Origin of the sequence: Empedobacter sp. UBA5528, from assembly GCF_002426075.1 — a bacterium.
Taxonomy (GTDB): Bacteria; Bacteroidota; Bacteroidia; order Flavobacteriales; family Weeksellaceae; genus Empedobacter; species Empedobacter falsenii_B.
In genome coordinates this window covers 17,179-36,462 of sequence record NZ_DINY01000042.1, presented here as the reverse complement: position 1 = coordinate 36,462, position 19,284 = coordinate 17,179, and the positions used below count along the sequence as shown (strand labels likewise).

Below are 19,284 nucleotides of genomic sequence, written 5' to 3'. Positions count from 1 at the left end.
CAGTTTTTTGGATATTGCCTTTTTTTGTAACTTTTTCCAAATTTTAATCAATCAATACCAATGGAACTATATTATTCTTTTTCGGTTCTAATTGTTCTTGCTGCATTATTTTCTTATGCAAACCTTCGATTCCTAAAATTACCTGGAACAATTGGAATTATGATTATCGCCATGTTAGTATCTATCGCTATCCGTTTATTGGGAGATAGCTATTTTCCTGATGCTACAAAAGACATGTTTCAACTCTTTAATAGTTTAGACTTCAATGAAATATTGATGGGCGCAATGCTTAATTTTCTGCTTTTTGCAGGCGCAATGCACGTTAATATTCTCGATTTGAAAAACTTGAGATGGACAATTGCTACTTATGCTACAATATCAGTAGTATTATCAGCATTTATTATATCAGTAATTTTATATTACATTGCGCCATATTTTGGTATTCAAATTCCGTATATCTATTGTTTATTGTTCGGAACATTAATTTCACCAACTGATCCAATCGTTGTATTAGGAATTTTGAAACAAGCAAAAGTTCCTAAAATTATTGAGACAAAAATTACAGGAGAGTCACTGTTTAATGATGGTGTGGCCGTTGTAATGTTCGCAGTAGTTTTACAAATAGCAACTAATCCAAGCTTTGATGCTGATTTTTCAAGTGTTTCAAAATTATTTTTAATGGAAGCCGGAGGCGGAATCTTACTTGGATTATTACTTGGATTTACAGCGTCTAATTCGATGAAAAAAATTGATGATTATAAAGTTTCAGCTTTAATTACATTGTCGATTGTAATGGGAGGATTTTTGATTGCAAAAGAACTTCATATTTCTAGTCCTTTAGCTATGGTTATCGCAGGTTTAATAATCGGAAATTATGGAAAGAAATTCGCAATGAGTAAAACAACTCAAGATTATTTAAACAAATTTTGGGAGCTTATTGATGAGGTAATGAATGCCATTTTATTCCTTTTTATAGGTTTCGAATTGTTGTTAATAGAAGATTTAATGGATCAAATTCTATTAGGAATTGCCACAATTTTTATAGTCCTATTATCTCGAACATTATCAATTGTTATTCCAGCTCGTACTATTTTAAGAAAAAACACTTTTTCTAAAGGTTCACTTATTGTCTTGGTTTGGGGAGGAATTCGTGGAGGAGTTTCAATTGCGTTAGTTCTTTCGATGCCAAATTCGGAATGGAAAGATTTGTTATTAGAGATTACATACATCGTTGTTTTATTTTCAATCGTTATTCAAGGTTTAACTGTAGGTAAAGTGGCTCATCGTGTTCTAAAAGACGAATCTGATGAAGCAAATAAAGAAGAAATGGAAGATTATCTTAATTCATCTAAATTGTAAATAATTTTAAAATATACAATTAAAAGGAGCAAGCGCATCTATAGATGCGCTTGCTCCTTTAACAGAAGTTTAGAACTTAAAATGGTTTAGTTCACGAATTAATCTTTATTTTTAATAGAAATTAGAACAAGCCAACAGAATGAAATTAAAGGATTTATCTAATCAACTCGAAATATCTTTAGGAAGTTTACAGAATTTTATCAATGATTTTAATATTGATTTGAGTTTTTGTATTGACGAAAATTTTAATGTAACACAACAATTTATAACATTTTCGGAAGAGAATAAAGATTTCTTAAAAAGATATGCCGAAGATTATTCCAAAGAAAAAACAATAGAAGAAATCGCTAAAACAATTGGAGCGAAAGAAGAAGAAGTGCTTCATTTTTTTGTGACAAATGGAATTCCTGCCGAGGTTGCAAAGCAGATGAAAACGGGAGTGTCAAGTTATTTGATTCATTCTTACATTGGGGGAAAATATCCGTTTATAGAAAAAGCATTTCCGCAATGCGAAGATTTTTCTGGTAAAAGTTTAGTTGGTTATACTGATTTGTATTTTTATATGACTGATATGTTAGATCCATTTATCAGCAAAGATCAAGGAGAAAGTTGGGGAATCTCAAAACCTGCTGGCTTGATTTTGTATGGACCTCCAGGTAGTGGGAAAATATATTGGGCAAAGAAAATAGCGGATATGATTGGTTACGAATTTGTACATATTTTCAATGATTATTTAGTTGGGAATTTTGATAACAAAAAGAATAAATTCTCCGATTTTCTTTCAAAAAAGATGAATCAACCTAAAACATTATTGTTTATTGATTCGTTCGACGAAATATTACATTCTACTTCTGTAAATACCATTTATCCCGAAATGGTCGATTTGTTTTATTCCGTTCTTAGACATATTCAGAAAAATGATACGAAAGAACTTTTGATTGTTGGAGCTGTTGAATCTTTAGCAAATTTGAATGATGAAATCGTTGCACCTGGTCGTTTTGATTTACATATTCCGATTTTTCCTCCAACTTTTGACGAGCGCAAACAATTACTTCTACATCACATGACTACGAATTTGGCGCAAGATTCTCCGTTATTATCAATTTTGAAAAATCAAAATGCGTTGAACAAAGATTTCTGGACGCCTTATGCGGCTGAAATGAAAATTTTCTCAAATACAATGATGATTGATTTTACACAATCGCTTAAAAAACGTTTATATGCATTATACAGAAAAGATGAAACGAAAAATATTGTGATGACAGAAAAGGTATTGTTTTCTGCATTTCAAGAAGCAAAATCGAAATTAACGCCTGATTATTTAAAACATTGCGCAATTTTCTTAACAGAAGCCAAGCAAAATGTTGGTCAAGATTTTCCGCATCGTCTGATCGAATTAAATGCTGATTTAGAGTTTTATTTATCATCAAAAGAAATTCCGATTACTAAAATTGGTTTCAAGCAAAGTGATGATACTGTTGAGATAAAATCGGTAGAAGAAAATAAAGAAACATAAAAAAAGCTCCTTGTAAGGAGCTTTTTTATTATAAAAACTAAATTGTTTTGAATTTTAATAATAAAATATTGCTTTTGTAAAGATGTAATTCTTTTCCTGAAACTTCGTAACGATTTACACTTTTCAACATCGATAAAAATGCTTTTTCTTCTTGCAAATTAGGACAAGCCATTTTAGTTTCAGAAAAATTAACAAAGCTTGTAACGCCGCTAACTTTTGTAAAAGAAGCATTGAAATTGTTGCAACCTGCAAATCCACTTACAGTCGAATTAGCTTCGTCAATAACCAACATCACGTCTTTATCGTACAAACCTTTTACTACGTTGTTATCGTTGATCAAATACCAATTTTGATTTGAAATCGAAACTTCCGCTTTAGGTTTAATTTTAGCAGTACTTGCGCTTGTAGAACAAGAAGTTGCTATAAAACTCATCAAAATAGTTGCTGAAAATAAAGTTACAATCTTTTTCATTTTTCGGAATATTTTATCTCAACTCAGCGTTGAATTTTTCTTGATACAATTTGATTAATTTATTCATTAAACCATCAATTTCTTGATCGCTTAATGTTTTATTTTCGTCTTGAATCATAAAACTTAAAGCATACGATTTTTTACCAGCTGGCAATTTATCTCCTTCGTAAACGTCGAATAAATTAACGGCTTTCAACAAATTCGTTTTGACTTCTTTTGTCGCTTTGTACAATTCTTCATATTTCACAGAAGAATCAAGCAATAAAGCTAAATCTCTACGAGAACCTGGGAATTTAGAGATTTCTTTGTATTTCAAATCGTGTTTGTTTGCTAAAGCAACCATTGCATCCCAATTTAATTGAGCAAAGAAAACATCTTGATTAACGCCTAATTTTTTTGCTAATTTTTTGCTGATGATTCCAAGTTTTCCTAATGATTTTTGACCAGAAACAAATTCAATTCCATCTAAGAAATTATCATCTTTTGCAGGTAACTCATCTGTAATTTGAATATCTAATCGAACAAAAATTTGTTTAATCAAACCTTTCAAATCAGCAAATGAAGCTTTACGTAAATTTCCTGTCCACGATTCGCTATTAAAGTTTCCTGAAAGAACGATTCCTAAACATTTATTTTCTTCGTAAATACCATCAATTTTGCGATAAACTTTCCCAAATTCAAATAATTTAACATCCGAATTACGACGGTTGATATTGAACGCAACATTTTCTAATAAACCATTCAATAAAATGCGACGCATTACAGCTAAATCAGCAGAAAGCGGATTTAACATTGCAACACTTTCACCTTCTGGATAAAAGAAAATTTCTTCGTATTCTCTTTTCGTTAACGAGTTATTCATCGCTTCATTGAATCCGAAAGAAATCAATTGACGCGCAATAAAATCTTCGATTTTATCTGGACTAACTTTTTGATTTGGAACATAAGAAAACGAGAATTTTGAAGGAATTTCGATATTATCGTATCCATAAATCCTCAAAATATCTTCAATCAAATCTACATCACGTTGTACATCTACACGATAAGCTGGAACTTCTAAATCTAAAATTCCATCATTTTCTGACAAAATTTTAATTTCTAAATTTTCTAAAATCGATTTGATTTTATGTTCTGGAATTTCAACTCCTAATAATTCAACCACTTTATGTAAACGTAATTTTACATTAAAGTTTTGAATAGGATTTGCATAAATATCATCAATATTAGATGCAATTTCAGCACCAGCAATTTCAACTAACATCATCGCAGCTTTCTTCAACGCGTCGATAGTTATGTTAGGATCAATTCCACGTTCAAAGCGGAAAGAAGCATCCGTATTTAATGCATGTGCTTTCGCTCCTTTACGAATTGTTACTGGCTCGAAATATGCTGATTCTAAGAAAATAGTTGTCGTTGCATCCGAAACTCCAGAATCTTTTCCTCCGAAAACTCCAGCAATACACATTGGATTATTCTCGTTGCAAATCATCAATTCATGTCCTTTTAATGTACGTTCAACGCCATCTAAAGTTGTGAATTTTGTTCCTTCTGCTAATTTCTGAACGATTACTTTATTTCCTTCAATTTTAGCTGCATCAAAAGCATGTAAAGGTTGTCCTAAATCGTGTAAAATGTAATTGGTAATATCAACCACATTATTAATTGGCGATAATCCTATAACTTTTAAACGATTTTTTAACCAATCTGGCGACTCAGCAACTTTTACATTTTTTAAGTAAACACCTGCATAACGAGGCGCTGCTTCTGTATCTTTAACCTCGATAGAAATAGGATTTTTTCCGAAATCTGTCGTAGGATAATTTGATACATCATATGTTTTGAATGTTGACGCGATATCACGAGTTTTAAGGGCCGCATGTAAATCACGCGCTACACCAAAATGTGACATTGCATCCGCACGATTTGGCGTTAAACCAATTTCGATTTCGTGGTCAACTTCATCATTTTTTCCGAATAGGTCGAACGTAGAAGTTCCAGGTTTTAAATCTTCTGGTAAAACTAAAATACCAGAATGATCTGTACCAATTCCTAATTCTACTTCAGAACAAATCATTCCGAAAGATTCTTCACCACGAATTTTTGCCTTCTTGATTTTAAATTCACCATCTGGTGAAGGTAAAACCGTTCCGACAGTTGCAACAGGAACATTTTGACCTTCTGCAACATTAGGAGCTCCACAAACAATTTGCGTTTCTTTTCCGTCTCCTAAATCTATTTTAGTAACTCTTAATTTATCTGCGTTTGGATGTGGCACAGCTGATAAAACTTTACCAACTAATACGGTTTCCAAATAATTTTTAGCTCCACCTACTTGTTCTACACCTTCAACTTCTAGACCCGTACTTGTAAGTGTTGAAGACACTTCATCAAGTGTGATATCTGTATCAATGTAGGTTTTTAGCCAATTGTATGAAATTTTCATTGTATTGTATAAATGAATTTTATGTATTCTTTTTGATTATGCGTTTAACATAACTGGCATAACTAGCATTAAGATTTCTTCGCCATCTTCTAGTCCATCAACTGGTTTGATGATTCCTGCACGATTCGGTTCAGACATTTCTAATGTTATTTCTTCTGATTGTAAATTGTTCAACATTTCGATTAAGAAACGAGAATTGAAACCGATTTGTAAATCAGTTCCGTTGTAATCACAAGGAAGTCTTTCTTCTGCTTTGTTTGCAAAATCGATATCTTCAGCAGAAATTGTCAATGAATTTCCAACTAATTTTAATCGAACTTGGTTTGTTGTTTTGTTAGAGAAAATTGCCACACGTTTCAAAGATGTCAAGAATAAGTTTCTGTTAATCGTTAATACATTTGGATTTTCTTTTGGAATTACCGCTTCATAATTAGGATATTTACCATCAATCAAACGACAAGTTAACACGATGTTTTGGAATGAAAAACGTGTATTTGTATTGTTATATTCGATTGTTACATCGTCATTATTTCCTCCTAAAATATTTTTCAATAAGTTAAGTGGTTTTTTCGGCATAATATATTCAGCAGCTTGTAAATTGTCTAAGCCATTGCGAGTATATTTTACCAAACGATGCGCATCTGTAGCAACAAAACGGAAAATATCTGCATTTGCTTGGAAGAAGACTCCTGTCATAATTGGACGTAATTCGTCGTTTCCTGTCGCAAAAATAGTTTTGATAATTGCTTCTGATAAAATGCTTGCACTAAGTGTTGTAGAGCTTGCGTCTTCGATATCTGGCGTTTGAGGATATTCGTTTGCGTCTTCGAATGCTAACTGATAATTTCCTTGTTCTGAAACAATTTCCAACGTATTTCCTTCTTTTTGGATAAAAGTAAGCGGTTGCGCAGGGAAAGTTTTCAACGTGTCAGTTAAGATTTTTGATGGAATTGCAATTTTTCCATTATCATTAGACTCAACTTCTAAAGTTGTTGAAATTGTTGTTTCTAAATCAGAACCAGTGATAGTTAATTGGCTACCATCCAATTCGAATAAAAAATTATCAAGGATTGGTAAAGTATTATTAGAGTTTATAACCCCTCCGATTAAGTTAACATTTTTTAATAACGTGTTGCTCGATACAATAAATTTCATATGAAGAATATTTCCTTAAAATATCTAACAAATGTAATAAATAATCAAGTAAAAAACTCAAACCTATACATTAAATATTATATAGAATGGCTTGTTGTTGATTATCAAATAGAAAGATGATTGTAAATTGATTGTTATTATTTGTTTAAATTTTCTTTGAATTAAAAACTTTTCACCCGTAAATTTGTCTTGTATATCGAGACTTTTAACAAATCTTTTTGACCAAATCTCATCCAAAAAGATTAATTTGAATTTAAAATACTATTCTATGAAAATTGAATTGAATTTAGAAGGAAAAAATGGAGTTTTTATACTTCTTGATGAGAATAATAAAGAAGTTGGTGAATTAACTTTTATGCTGAAAGAAAAACAAATGTTGATTAATCATACAGGTGTTAATCCCGAATTGAGAGGACAAGGTTTGGCCGAAAAATTAGTGTTAGAAGCTGTAGATTACGCAAGAAAAAATCAGTTGAAAATCATTCCATTTTGTAGTTATGTGAGCGTTTATGTTGGTAAACATCCAGAAGTACAAGATGTAATTTAGAAAATTATGAATTTAGAAAAAGTTTTTGAACACAACCAAGAGTGGGTAAATAAACGTTTAGGACAAGACGAGCAATATTTTGATAAGCTTTCGGCTGGTCAAAATCCAGAAGTGCTTTACATTGGTTGTTCGGATAGTCGTGTGACGGCAGAAGAGTTGTTGGGAGCGGAGCCAGGTGAGGTTTTTGTACACCGCAATATTGCTAATATGGTAATTAGTTTGGATATGAATACCACTTCTGTTTTAGACTATGCGGTAGAACACCTAAAAGTGAAACATATTATAGTTTGTGGACATTATAATTGTGGAGGGATTAAATCTGCAATGATTCCGAAAGATTTAGGAATGATGAATCCTTGGTTGCGTAATATTCGAGATGTTTATCGTTTACATTCAGAAGAATTAAATGCAATCGAAAACGAAGGAATGCGCTATAATCGTTTGGTAGAGTTAAATGTACAAGAACAATGTGTAAATGTGGTAAAAAATCCTTTCGTGCAACGTGCTATGGAAAATGGATTGGAAGTACACGGTTGGGTGTTCGATTTGTTTACTGGGAAATTAATTGATTTGAATTTAAACTTCGATAAAATCTTAGAAAATATCAAAGAAATCTACGATATCAACGAATAAATTTAACATTTTGTTATATCTGGTATAATAATTGTTCTTAAGACTGTTAACCAAACTATATCAATGATTAAAAACCGTTGGATAAAAAAAATAGGTATCGCTTTAATTTCTATTATTGCGGTACTTTTTATTTTAAGTTTTTACATCTCCTATTTTCTGAATGATCGACTTCCAAAAATCATTGCAGAAAAAAACGATACGGCTTATAATCTGACTTACGAAGATTTGAGCTTTTCTATTTTTAATTCGTCTTTATCACTAAAAAATGTTGAAGTTTCTCCAAAAGATTCTTTGTTGATAAAGGATTCGATTGATGCAACAGGAAAAGTGAAAGAAATAAATGTTGTCGGTATCAATTTTATAAAATTAATTACCAAAAAAGAAGTTACAGCATATTCAATCAACATCAATAATCCCTCTGTAAATTATTATCTTAAAGAGAAAAAAGATTCGGTCAAAAAAGATACAGCGCAATCCAAAGTTGGTCAAAGTATTGATGTTTCCAATGTAAATATAAACAACGGCGAATTCAATTTGTATTCTCAATCAGGGAAAAAACATATTGCAAATGTTTCTAATTTTTCGATTGATTTTGACGGTGTTCGTTTCAATGAGCGAACAGCGGACAAAAAAATTCCGTTCAGATATTCTGCTTTTGATATTAAATTAGATTCGATGTTTTTTGTGGTTAAAGATCAACAATTGATTAGAGCACGAAAAGTTCGTTTTAATGAAACTGATTTTGAGTTGGATAATTTCTTGATGAAACCACTTAAAATGAACGGAAAAATGTACGTTCCAAACGATTCTGAAAATGATTTATTGGATATTGAATCACCACTTCTTTCGCTTTCTAAGATGGATTGGGGATTTACTTCAGAAGATAAATTATATTTTAAAACAGATTTAATCAAATTCAAAAATCCAAAAATTGCCATTATTTCTGCCAAACCTGAGAATAAAGTTGAGAAACAATCAACTAAAAAAGTAAGCATAAAAACGGAAGATGCGGAGTTAATTAATATCAAAAAATTACAAATAGAAAATGGTAAAATTCGTTCACTCTTCTCGAATGCAAAAACGGTAAAATATGCAATAAATAATGTGGCGTTAAATATCGAAGGAATAAAAATGAATGCGTTGACACGCACAAATGATATTCCGATTGATTATAAAACTTTCCGTATTAAGTTGGATTCGATGTATTATCGATTGAATGAAATGCACACGTTAACAGCATCTAATTTTGATTTAACTGAAAAGAAATTGATTCTGAAAAATTTCAAAATGAAACCATTAATTTCAAAAAATCAATTTAATCGAAATTATACAAAATCAAACACATTATTAGATGTCGAAGCGCCAATTTTGACGTTGAATAATAACAGTTGGGGAATCAAAAATGGTGATTTTTATTTTCATACCAATTCAATCAAATTGGATGAGGTAAATGTGAAAATCATCGATCAAAAGAATGAAAAAGTTATTGCGAAGAAAGTTGAAAAAGCAACAGAAAAGTTCTTGATTAATTTTAACCTTGGAATTGATACAATTCAAATCAAGCAATCGCGTTTTATAGCTTCTCAAAAATTTGATTTCAATAATGTTAATTTGACGGTTTTAGGATTGAAAAATGATTATGGGAAAGAACTTCGAATCAATCAGGTTATTTTCAAAAATCCAAAATTTACAATTTATGGACAGCCAAGACGAGTGGCGCAACGAGAAGGAAAAACGTCAAAAGAATTTAACGATGTTATAAAAGTCGATAAAATTTCGTTGGTAAATGGACATTTAGATGTGATTCCTTATCAACAAAAAACGCCGAATTTAACATTGAAGCAAATTCAGTTAGCGTTTAATCAAATTAATGTTGATCCAAAAACAATTCAAGAAGCGATTCCTTTTTCTTATAAATCTGTATTACTGAAATCTTCGGGAATCGATTTTGATTTAGGAAAAATATATAAGATGACTACTGGAGCTTTGCAGTTTCAGAATGGAAATTTGACGTTAAATCAATTAAAATTGACACCAAAACTTACTCGAAAAGCATATACTGCATCTTTGCAAAAACAAGCTGATTTGTATACTGTTTCTGTGAAACAATTGCAAGGAAACGGTATACAATGGGGAATTTCGCCTTCAAAAGATTTTTTCTTGAAAGCGAATCAAATAAAATTGAACCAGCTTTATGCAAATATTTATAGAAGTTTGGTTCCACCTGATGACACAAAACGTAAAACAATGTTTTCACAAAAATTACGTGAAATGAAATTCGATTTAGGGGTGAAACAGTTGCAATTGGTCAACTCTAAATTAGAATATGAAGAGGAAACGGCTAAAAGTATTGGAACAGGAAAATTGACGTTTTCGTCGATAAATGCAAGGGTTAAAAATGTCAATTCGGGTTATCGTAAAATATCTTTACCAAACGTTGATGTTGATTGGCATTCAGAATTTATGAATGGAGATTTGCGTGCAAATTGGACATTTAATCCAATGAATCGTTCAGAGAAATTTAATATCAATGGTTCAATTTCAAAACTTCCTGCAAAAAATCTCGATCCTTTTGTGAAACCATATCTTAAGGTTTCTGTTGATGGATTTTTCAATCAAATAAAATTTAATTTTGATGGAAATGATAAAGTTGCTGGAGGAAATTTTGGAATAGATTATCAAAATTTGAAAGTGAATGTTTTGCGTGATGATGGTTCGAAAAGGAAATTATTATCAGCAGTTGGAAATGCAGCGGTAAAGAATGATTCTCGTGGAAAAATGAAAGAAGAAAAAGTAGAAAATATCGAACGAAAACAGGATAAATCATTTTTTAATTTCTTTTTAGCTTGTATCTTAGACGGTCTTAAAAAAGCACTTTTAATTATTTAAGAAAATGAAAAGAACAGTCTTCATAACCGGAGCAACATCTGGCATAGGAATGGCGACAGCAAAGAAATTAGCACCAAATTATCGTTTAATTTTGTGTGGGCGTCGTCAAGAACGATTAGATGAAATTCAGGCAGAATTGAGTCAAATTACGGAAGTAAAAACCATTCAATTTGATGTTCGAGACAAGGAAGCTGTTTTTAATGCAGTAGAAAGTTTAGAAAATGAGTGGAAAAATATTGATGTTTTAATCAATAATGCGGGAAATGCGCACGGATTAGCACCTTTTGATACAGCTGATTTGGAGGATTTGGAAGCAATGATTGATATCAATGTAAAAGGATTAATTTACGTTTCGAAAGCAATTATTCCAATTCTTAAACAATCATCAAATGCTCATATCATCAACCTTTCTTCGATTGCGGGAAAAGAAGTTTATCCAAATGGAGGAACATATTGTGCGTCGAAAGCGGCGGTAGAATCGTTAAGCAAAGGAATGCGTTATGATTTGTTACCTTACGGAATCAAAGTTTCCAATATTGCGCCAGGAGCGGTAGAAACAGAATTTTCTTTGGTTCGTTTCAAAGGAAATCAAGAACTTTCGGATAATGTATACAAAGGTTTTGAACCATTGGCTGGAGAGGATATTGCAAATGCAATAGAGTATTTGTTGCAACAACCAGAACATGTACAAATTGCTGATGTTACAATTTTTCCAAAAGCGCAAGCTGGAGGAACTGTTTTCTTGAAAAAATAATCTATTTCGAAAAATTGATGTCGATAAATAAGGACGGAAGTAAAATTCGCTTTTTAACGGAAAATGCAAATGCGAAAGTTTTTAAAAATGTGTTGATGAGTATTAACAGCGATGATCAACAAATGTACATGATTATGGATGGTGAAATTACGGCATCCGAAATGAACAAAATGGTAAAAGAATCTAATAAATAATAAAAAAGCTGAGCATCGCTCAGCTTTTCTATTTCAATATTTTTTCATAACAAACACTTTCTTCGATGTCTTTGTATTGATCGTAATTTTCGATTCTTGTGTAATCACATCGTTCATACAACGCGATTGCTTCGGGTTGTTTCAATCCGGTTTCCAAAATACATCGTTCATAATTTAATTCGATTGCCCAATTTTCTAACTCATTCAGAACTTTACCTGCAATTCTATTTCCTCTAAAATCAGGATTTACATACATTCTTTTCACTTCCATCGTTGTATCATAATAATGTTTTATAGCGCCACAACCAACAGGATTTTCGTTTAAATAGGCGATAGCAACGTGATTTATTTTGTCAACTTTATTGTATTGCGAAAAGAAAGAATGAAATTCGCCATTTCTTATCGCTAAATCTTTATCTAATTCTGTTACCAATTCTTGAAAATCTTTGTTAGAAGAATTTGTTCGAATGATTTTTACTGAATTCATTTTATTGCTTTTCCTCAAATTTAATAAAACTTAAGTTTTTTTTGTAACGCTAAATTCTATTTTGTTCTGCAGTTTTTTCCGCTTGTTTCGCTTCTTTTACTTTCTGGTTTCCGAAATTGTATTTCAAATTCAACATAAAATATTGTGTATCGCGATAATCTTTGAAATATTGATTTTGGTTTGCGTATTTCGTAGAAATCGTATTGCGATCAGTTTTAAAAATATCATTGAAAACCAAACCAATTTCAAAACGTTTATCCCATATTTTTTTGTTTAAAATCAAATATGTATTTTGAGAAGAACTAATATCAAATGAAGCTTGAATAGCTGGGGAATTATAATGATATCCTGTCGAAATATTAAATGTTTTTGCTTTGTCTAAATCCAATTGAGTGCTTAAAGAAATATAATAAGTAAACACATCATTTTTGTATTGTTGTTGATCTGGTCCGAAAAAATAATTTTGATTATATTCCACAAATGTAAATAAATTCAGTTTCCACCACGATTTTAGATTAAAATTTTTCGAAAGATTTGCTCCAAAAGCTTCTCCATTTTTGATGTTTGTAAAATGATAAACTGTTTCGAAAGTTTCAGGATTTTGAATAGAAATTTCCATCGCTGGATTTTTCTCGTATCGATAATAGGCTTCAAAATTCCAATCTTTCAAAGTGTAAGATAAACTCAAATTGTGAATAATCGTAGAAATTGCATTGGCATCGCCCTGAAAATAAGAAAACAGATTGTAATATGATTTTGAAGGATTCAAGAAATTATAATCTGGTCGATCAATTCTTTTTCCATAATTCAAACCAATTTGTCCAGTATTTTCAAAATTATACATGACGTATAAAGTTGGAAAAAGATCGGTGTTTGTTCGTTTATTTTGGCTAATTGGATTATCAGAAATCGTATTTATAAGAGCTGTTTCAGATCTCAAACCAGCTTTTGCTTCCCATTTTTTCCATTTGTAATTTCCAGAAATATACAACGCAAAAATCTGTTCTTTGTAATCAAAAATATTACTTTTTTCGGGTTGATATTCGATTTGATTTTGAATCGACTCAAAGAAATCTAAATCATTATCATTCTTCACAAAACTATATTTCGCTCCCGCTTCCAAGCCGAAATTTTCATTAGTGAAACTATAATCAATTTGTGTAGAAAATAGATTCAATTTTTGAAGTGCAGCACTCAAAAAACGATTTTCTTCATAAGGTTTATCCTTGAAATTCAGTTTTGTTAAAACATCTTGATTTTCTTTGTAATAACGATGACTAAAATTGTTACTCCAAGTCAAATTATTTTTCGCAATTTTTTTGTCATAAACCAAATACGTATTAAAATTATTTGAAGCTTCGCGACGATGATTTTGTGTTTTATAAAATGATTCAAGTTGATTATTTGTTGTATTGTAAATATTTGTCGGAACGTTATAATTCCCAATTGAAGCAGGATTTCTAGAACCATTTATTCCAAACTGAAAATTCTGTAAACTATCAATTGAATATTGAGAAGCAAAGTTGTAAATATGTTGTTGTTTCGCAACTGTTCGACGAATCATGTCACTTTCCCAGCGTGTCTGATCTTTTTCATAAGTTGTTACATCAAAATTCTTGCGAACATATTTTCCATTCACAAAATAATAACTTCCTGTCAATTGCCATTTTTCTGTATTGTAAGATTGGGTAGTACCCAGCATTCCTTTGCTATAAATAGATTGATGATAACGTGTCGCAATTTGTCCTTTGTAACCAGAAAGCACATTTTTCTTCATTTTAATATTTATAATCGCGCTTCCAGAAGCTTCATATTTTGCAGGCGGATTGGTAATGACTTCAACCGAAGAAACTGTTGCACCATCAGTATTTTCCAACAATTGTTTCAAATCATCTTGGGACATTAATGTTTTTTTATCATTAATTGTGACTAAAATTTGCGTATTTCCTCTCACACTTAACTGTTCATTTTTTAGAAGAACATTTGGCGTGTTTTTCACGATATCCCAAGCACTTAAATTTTGCAAAGGCGTATTTTCGACATTAAATTCTATTCGATCAATTTTTCGTTTCAACAAAGGTTTTTGACTAGAAAAAACAACGTCTTTTAAGTTAATTGTTTCATCTTTTTGAAGCGTAATAATCAAAGAGTTTTCTGAGTTAGCTTGATATGTCTTTTCAAATTCTTGGTAACCAAATTCTTTAATGTAAATTGTAAATGATTGTGCTTGATGAAGCTCAAAATTAAATTCGCCATTTTCATTCGATTCAGCTACAATTGGATCTTGTGAAGGAATTTCAACTTCAATAGAACTATTTTTGATTGGTTGATTTTGCTCATCGATAATTTTTCCAGAAATAATTTGTGCAAAAATTAAATTTGGAAGTAGCAGAAAAAATGTTATTACTATTTTCATGGTTCAGATTTTTAACAAATCTCTTTCAAGTTTCGATTTTACTTGGTTAATGAACGGTTAACGATGAGTTAATGTGTAATTTATGTGCGAAAACAATGTATTTTTGAATTGATGGAAAGCTTATGAAATTATCTAAAAAACATTATACATTTATTTTCTCTTTTGCATTGATCGTTTTGGTTGCATTGCAAGGGTATTATATCTACAATTTGTATCGATTGATTGAGAAAGATATGAATAAAGAGGCGTGTGAAATTGGAGTTAAAGTGATGAATTTTATGTCAAAATATGAAACAGATTCTAATGATGATAAGATTTTAGATTATTTCAAAAAACTGAATCATGATGAAAAAAAACAGTTTGATGAATTACAAATAATTCGAACGAAAGTAGATTATAATTATGAGATTTATACGCCAATTGTAGATTCTCTATTAGACGTTTATTCTAAGGAAAATAATTTTGAAATAGCGCTTCGTACAGATGTTTATTCGGTTTATGATGAATTGAATCATAAAGAATTATTGCCAAAGAAAAAGTATGTGATTTACGAAACGACAAATAAAATTTCGAAACCAACTAATATTAATCAAAGTGTTTGGTCATCGGATGATATTAGTAATCAAACAGATTCTGATTTAGGAATTAATAAAAATGAACGTCATAAATATAAAATTAGAGGAAAGACAGATTTTGAATTACTGAATTTGAAATTTTTAATTCTCAAGAAAATTATTCCTTTAATCATTGTGAGTTTGTTGATTGTTGGATTAATTGTCTTTTTGTATTGGAAAAGTCTTAAAAATTTATCGAAACAAGAAGAAAAAATCAATCAATTACATTTGACAATAGACTCTATTGCGCATGAATTGAATACGCCAATTACGACGATGAAATTTGCTTTGCATCAAGTTCAACATCCAGAAACGCAACAAATGATGAACAGACAAATTAATCGTTTGGAGCAAACTGTTGATTCTATTTTTGTGAAAAATGACGAAAATTCTGAATTGTTAGATGAGGTTATTTTGAATGAAATTATCCAAAAGATTCAACTTCAATATCCAGAAATTAAACTTATTAATCAAAGTATTTTCGAGAAAAATAATGTACTGAAAACAAACGATTTTAAACAAATTGCTCAGAATTTAATTGAAAATTCAGTCAAATATGGAGCTACTGAAATTGTATTAGATTTTAAATTTCAAAAAAAAATAACATTGAATTTTTCGGATAATGGAATTGGAATTCCAACCAATGATTTGCCTCTTATTTTTGATAAATATTATCGTGTGAATCGTTCTATTAACCAAAATGTAAGCGGTTTGGGTGTTGGATTATTTTTGGTCAAGAATACAATCGAACGATATTTAGGAACAATTAACGTTCAGAATAATAAAGACAAAGGTGTTCAATTTTTAATCATTTTGCCGAATGAAAACTAAATTAATTTTAGTAGAAGATGATCAAGATTTGGGAACTGTTCTCAAACAATATCTAGAATTTTCTGATTTTGAAGTGACTTGGTTTGATCATCCACAAAAACTATTGAAGGAAATAGAATCGTTGGAATCAGCTCAATTAATCATTTTTGATGTCATGTTACCCGAAATTGATGGTTTTTCCTTGGCGAAGAAATTAGCCGAAACCATTACAATTCCATATTTGTTTTTGACTGCTAAAGCGCAAAGTTTTGATCGGGTTTTAGGTCTGAAATTAGGTGCAGATGATTATATTACAAAACCTTGCGATCCTGAAGAATTGGTTTTGAGAATAAAAAATATTTTGAAACGAAATCAACCTGTTTTAGAAGAATTGATTAAAATTGGAACTTATGTTTTTCATCCAAATCAATTGCAATTATCTTATCAAGAAGAAAAATTTCAGTTAACAGAAAAAGAAGCAGAATTGTTGAGTTTCTTGATTCAGAATAATCAAAAATTAGTGAGCCGTAAAGAGATTTTAGAAAAAATTTGGGGCGAAAACGATTATTTTATGGGTAGAAGTTTAGATGTTTTTATGACACGTTTGCGCAAATATTTTCAGAACGATGAAACGATAAAATTTGAATCTGTTCGTGGAATTGGGTTTAAAATTAATTTTCCTCTCTAAAAAAATAAAGCTGAACAGAAGTTCAGCTTTAATAACAAACAATTGAATTCTAAATTCAGTAAAGGGAACCGAATTTTATAAATGGATTTTTATATTCCTTGAGCAATCATAGCATCGGCAACTTTTACGAAACCAGCTATATTAGCGCCTTTGTAATAATTTATATTTTCTTGAAATTCGCCTTTTCCATATTTTTTACATTGGTGATGAATTTTTATCATAATTTCTTTCAATCGATAATCTACTTTTTCTCTGTTCCAATTTTGACGAATCGAATTTTGAGACATTTCCAATCCAGAAGTCGCAACACCACCGGCATTTGCAGCTTTACCAGGTCCGTATAAAATTTGATGATCCAAAAAATAATGAACCGCTTCGGGAGTTGTTGGCATATTTGCACCTTCGGCAACCAATTTGCAACCATTGAGATGTAAAGTTTGCGCATCTTGCAAATCCAATTCGTTTTGTGTTGCACATGGCAAAGCTATATCACAAGGGACTTTCCAAGGGTTTTGGTCAGAGAAAAATTTAGCATTTGGATAATAATCAACATACTTTGAGATTCTGTCATAATTATCATTTTTAATTTTGAAAATGACCTTTAATTTTTCTGTGTCAAAACCATCTTCATCATAAATATATCCAGAAGAATCAGAAAGTGTTACCACTTTAGCACCCAATTCTAGAGACTTTTCAGCAGCATATTGTGCAACATTTCCAGAGCCAGAAATAGAAACCGTTTTTCCTTTTAAGGTTTCTTTTTTTTCGGCTAACATACATTCTACAAAATATAATAAACCGTAACCAGTTGCTTCAGGACGAATCAAAGAACCGCCATATTCCAAACCTTTTCCAGTTAAAACACCTGTAAATTCGTTTCGCATTCGTTTGTATTGACCGAATAAATAACCAATTTCTCGTCCTCCAACACCAATATCACCCGCGGGAACATCTACATCTGCACCAATATGACGAGATAATTCGCTCATAAAAGATTGGCAGAAGCGCATAATTTCCATGTCAGATTTTCCTTTTGGATCAAAATCAGAACCACCTTTTCCGCCACCCATAGGTAATGTTGTCAAGCTATTTTTGAAAACTTGTTCAAAAGCTAAGAATTTAAGAATAGATAGATTAACAGATGGATGAAAGCGCAAACCGCCTTTGTAAGGACCAATTGCAGAGTTCATTTGTACACGATAACCTTTGTTGATTTGGATTTCGCCTTTGTCATCAACCCAAGTTACTCTAAACTGAATAATGCGTTCTGGTTCTGCAATTCTTTCAAGAATTTTGAATTTCTTGTATTTAGGATTTTCTTCTACAAATGGTAAAATGGTTTCGGAAACTTCTTCAACTGCTTGTAAAAATTCTTTTTCGTTTGGGTTTTTTGATTTAATTCTTTGAATGAATTTTTCTGAGTAAAATAAAGTATCCATGCTATTTGTGTTTGATTATTGATAAAATTACAATTAACAATAAAAAAAATAACATATTTTTTAAATTAAACTTTTAATATTTATGAAGTTGATAATTTTGACTACTCAGAATCTTTAGGTTGATAATTTTTGAAACAAAAAAAGCAGGAAAATTTCCTGCTTAATAAATTTTGTATTTTTATTCAGTTTAAGACAAGGCTTATTTTTTGAAAAATCCACCCAATAAACTCATGGCATCTCCAATTCCTAATTGTCCGTCACCATCTTGGTCTAGTAATTTTTCGAAACCACCTAAATTTACTCCACTTTGGTTTGTTTGAGTTGTAGAACCACCAACTAAACCGCCTAATAAACCAGCAATTCCATTTGAATCTAATCCAGCAGACTGTTTTTGTTTACCCAAATAGCCCATTACAATTGGTGCAACTAACGCTAAAATTTGAGTAACTTGTGCTGTGTTCAATCCAGATTGTTGAGAAATTGCAGATTCTACATTTTGTTGTTTATTTCCTAAAACGTGACCTAAAATTCCTAATCCATCTTGTTGATTTCCTCCTTGACCTAAAAATCCAGAAAGATTATCCAAAATACTTCCGTCATGTTGATTCAAAGCATTCGAAATTCCTTCAGCACCTCCGCCTTGTGCATTTTTATTTAAAGCAGACAATAAAAAAGGTACAGCTGCTGCAACAGCAGTTTGAGCTTGAGATTCATTAATCCCTAATTGTTTTGCAGCAGAACCAACAATTTGTTGTCCCATTGCACCTTGAATTAAATTTGTAAAGTCCATAAGTTTATATTATTTACTCAAATATACTATTTTTAACAGATTAATTCAGATTAATATTAAGAGTCCTACAAAGTATTT

At 30.9% G+C, this 19,284-nt stretch carries 16 protein-coding genes; 9 read left to right on the top strand and 7 right to left on the bottom strand.

Annotation, left to right across the window (positions count from 1 at the left end; translation table 11 throughout):
- Positions 1-60: 60 nt before the first annotated feature.
- Positions 61-1,359 carry a cation:proton antiporter gene (locus B4L98_RS09840; RefSeq protein WP_286496087.1) on the top strand — a complete coding sequence of 433 codons (1,299 nt, stop codon included), beginning with the start codon at positions 61-63 and terminating at the stop codon, positions 1,357-1,359.
- Positions 1,360-1,498: 139 nt separating this feature from the next.
- Positions 1,499-2,875 (top strand): AAA family ATPase, encoded by a 1,377-nt coding sequence (locus B4L98_RS09835; protein ID WP_219034953.1) that lies wholly within the window; start codon positions 1,499-1,501, stop codon positions 2,873-2,875.
- A gap of 37 nt (positions 2,876-2,912) precedes the next feature.
- Here B4L98_RS09835 and B4L98_RS09830 read toward each other — a convergent pair whose 3' ends face one another.
- The 3 genes from B4L98_RS09830 to dnaN are packed head-to-tail and all read right to left on the bottom strand — an operon-like array spanning position 2,913 to position 6,945.
- Positions 2,913-3,347, bottom strand: a complete 435-nt coding sequence (locus B4L98_RS09830; protein ID WP_219034952.1) for an META domain-containing protein — start codon at positions 3,345-3,347, stop codon at positions 2,913-2,915.
- A gap of 13 nt (positions 3,348-3,360) precedes the next feature.
- Positions 3,361-5,790, bottom strand: coding sequence for a phenylalanine--tRNA ligase subunit beta (gene pheT / locus B4L98_RS09825; RefSeq protein WP_291050907.1), 2,430 nt, complete (start codon positions 5,788-5,790; stop codon positions 3,361-3,363).
- A 36-nt stretch (positions 5,791-5,826) separates the two neighbouring features.
- The gene (gene dnaN / locus B4L98_RS09820) at positions 5,827-6,945 is read right to left on the bottom strand and encodes a DNA polymerase III subunit beta (RefSeq protein ID WP_038337242.1); all 1,119 of its coding nucleotides are present in this window, start codon (positions 6,943-6,945) and stop codon (positions 5,827-5,829) included.
- Between the two features lie 268 nt (positions 6,946-7,213).
- Between dnaN and B4L98_RS09815 the strand changes: the two genes are divergently transcribed.
- The 5 genes from B4L98_RS09815 to B4L98_RS09795 all read left to right on the top strand — a co-directional run bounded on the left by B4L98_RS09815 (position 7,214) and on the right by B4L98_RS09795 (position 11,962).
- Positions 7,214-7,492 carry a GNAT family N-acetyltransferase gene (locus B4L98_RS09815; RefSeq protein ID WP_125350239.1) on the top strand — a complete coding sequence of 93 codons (279 nt, stop codon included), beginning with the start codon at positions 7,214-7,216 and terminating at the stop codon, positions 7,490-7,492.
- A gap of 6 nt (positions 7,493-7,498) precedes the next feature.
- Positions 7,499-8,125: a carbonic anhydrase gene (locus B4L98_RS09810; RefSeq protein WP_219034949.1), complete on the top strand. Its 627-nt coding sequence runs from the start codon at positions 7,499-7,501 to the stop codon at positions 8,123-8,125.
- 63 nt (positions 8,126-8,188) lie between these two features.
- Positions 8,189-11,014: a hypothetical protein gene (locus B4L98_RS09805; RefSeq protein ID WP_291058578.1), complete on the top strand. Its 2,826-nt coding sequence runs from the start codon at positions 8,189-8,191 to the stop codon at positions 11,012-11,014.
- Between the two features lie 4 nt (positions 11,015-11,018).
- Positions 11,019-11,768 (top strand): SDR family NAD(P)-dependent oxidoreductase, encoded by a 750-nt coding sequence (locus tag B4L98_RS09800; protein WP_219034947.1) that lies wholly within the window; start codon positions 11,019-11,021, stop codon positions 11,766-11,768.
- Positions 11,769-11,785: 17 nt separating this feature from the next.
- Entirely contained in the window at positions 11,786-11,962 is a 177-nt protein-coding gene (locus B4L98_RS09795) for a hypothetical protein (RefSeq protein WP_286496092.1), read from the top strand.
- A 28-nt stretch (positions 11,963-11,990) separates the two neighbouring features.
- Here the strand turns inward: B4L98_RS09795 and B4L98_RS09790 are convergent, their stop codons facing one another.
- Positions 11,991-12,449: a GNAT family N-acetyltransferase gene (locus tag B4L98_RS09790; protein ID WP_291078146.1), complete on the bottom strand. Its 459-nt coding sequence runs from the start codon at positions 12,447-12,449 to the stop codon at positions 11,991-11,993.
- A 49-nt stretch (positions 12,450-12,498) separates the two neighbouring features.
- Positions 12,499-14,865, bottom strand: a complete 2,367-nt coding sequence (locus B4L98_RS09785; RefSeq protein WP_286496095.1) for an outer membrane beta-barrel family protein — start codon at positions 14,863-14,865, stop codon at positions 12,499-12,501.
- 122 nt (positions 14,866-14,987) lie between these two features.
- Here B4L98_RS09785 and B4L98_RS09780 point away from each other — a divergent pair, with 122 nt between their 5' ends.
- A complete protein-coding gene (locus B4L98_RS09780; protein WP_291068722.1) occupies positions 14,988-16,310 on the top strand; it encodes a sensor histidine kinase in 1,323 nt (440 codons plus the stop codon).
- On the top strand, positions 16,300-16,977 hold the full coding sequence (locus B4L98_RS09775; protein ID WP_291058580.1) for a response regulator transcription factor: 678 nt from the start codon (positions 16,300-16,302) through the stop codon (positions 16,975-16,977). Before B4L98_RS09780 ends, B4L98_RS09775 begins: the two co-directional genes overlap by 11 nt.
- 89 nt (positions 16,978-17,066) lie before the next feature.
- On the opposite strand, the gene gdhA is transcribed toward B4L98_RS09775, so the two are convergent.
- Positions 17,067-18,416, bottom strand: a complete 1,350-nt coding sequence (gene gdhA, locus B4L98_RS09770) for an NADP-specific glutamate dehydrogenase (RefSeq protein ID WP_180905982.1) — start codon at positions 18,414-18,416, stop codon at positions 17,067-17,069.
- Between the two features lie 199 nt (positions 18,417-18,615).
- A complete protein-coding gene (locus B4L98_RS09765) occupies positions 18,616-19,206 on the bottom strand; it encodes a DUF937 domain-containing protein (protein WP_180905983.1) in 591 nt (196 codons plus the stop codon).
- Positions 19,207-19,284 lie beyond the last annotated feature (78 nt).

Excerpts from the sequence above, each read along its gene's own strand:
- B4L98_RS09785 (WP_286496095.1), bottom strand. The coding sequence starts at position 14,865 with ATGAAAATAGTAATAACATTTTTTCTGCTACTTCCAAATTTAATTTTT.
- B4L98_RS09795 (WP_286496092.1), top strand. The coding sequence starts at position 11,786 with ATGTCGATAAATAAGGACGGAAGTAAAATTCGCTTTTTAACGGAAAAT.
- B4L98_RS09800 (WP_219034947.1), top strand. The coding sequence starts at position 11,019 with ATGAAAAGAACAGTCTTCATAACCGGAGCAACATCTGGCATAGGAATG.
- B4L98_RS09810 (WP_219034949.1), top strand. The coding sequence starts at position 7,499 with ATGAATTTAGAAAAAGTTTTTGAACACAACCAAGAGTGGGTAAATAAA.
- dnaN (WP_038337242.1), bottom strand. The coding sequence starts at position 6,945 with ATGAAATTTATTGTATCGAGCAACACGTTATTAAAAAATGTTAACTTA.
- B4L98_RS09790 (WP_291078146.1), bottom strand. The coding sequence starts at position 12,449 with ATGAATTCAGTAAAAATCATTCGAACAAATTCTTCTAACAAAGATTTT.
- B4L98_RS09805 (WP_291058578.1), top strand. The coding sequence starts at position 8,189 with ATGATTAAAAACCGTTGGATAAAAAAAATAGGTATCGCTTTAATTTCT.
- B4L98_RS09780 (WP_291068722.1), top strand. The coding sequence starts at position 14,988 with ATGAAATTATCTAAAAAACATTATACATTTATTTTCTCTTTTGCATTG.
- B4L98_RS09775 (WP_291058580.1), top strand. The coding sequence starts at position 16,300 with ATGAAAACTAAATTAATTTTAGTAGAAGATGATCAAGATTTGGGAACT.
- B4L98_RS09765 (WP_180905983.1), bottom strand. The coding sequence starts at position 19,206 with ATGGACTTTACAAATTTAATTCAAGGTGCAATGGGACAACAAATTGTT.
- B4L98_RS09835 (WP_219034953.1), top strand. The coding sequence starts at position 1,499 with ATGAAATTAAAGGATTTATCTAATCAACTCGAAATATCTTTAGGAAGT.
- gdhA (WP_180905982.1), bottom strand. The coding sequence starts at position 18,416 with ATGGATACTTTATTTTACTCAGAAAAATTCATTCAAAGAATTAAATCA.
- B4L98_RS09815 (WP_125350239.1), top strand. The coding sequence starts at position 7,214 with ATGAAAATTGAATTGAATTTAGAAGGAAAAAATGGAGTTTTTATACTT.
- pheT (WP_291050907.1), bottom strand. The coding sequence starts at position 5,790 with ATGAAAATTTCATACAATTGGCTAAAAACCTACATTGATACAGATATC.
- B4L98_RS09830 (WP_219034952.1), bottom strand. The coding sequence starts at position 3,347 with ATGAAAAAGATTGTAACTTTATTTTCAGCAACTATTTTGATGAGTTTT.
- B4L98_RS09840 (WP_286496087.1), top strand. The coding sequence starts at position 61 with ATGGAACTATATTATTCTTTTTCGGTTCTAATTGTTCTTGCTGCATTA.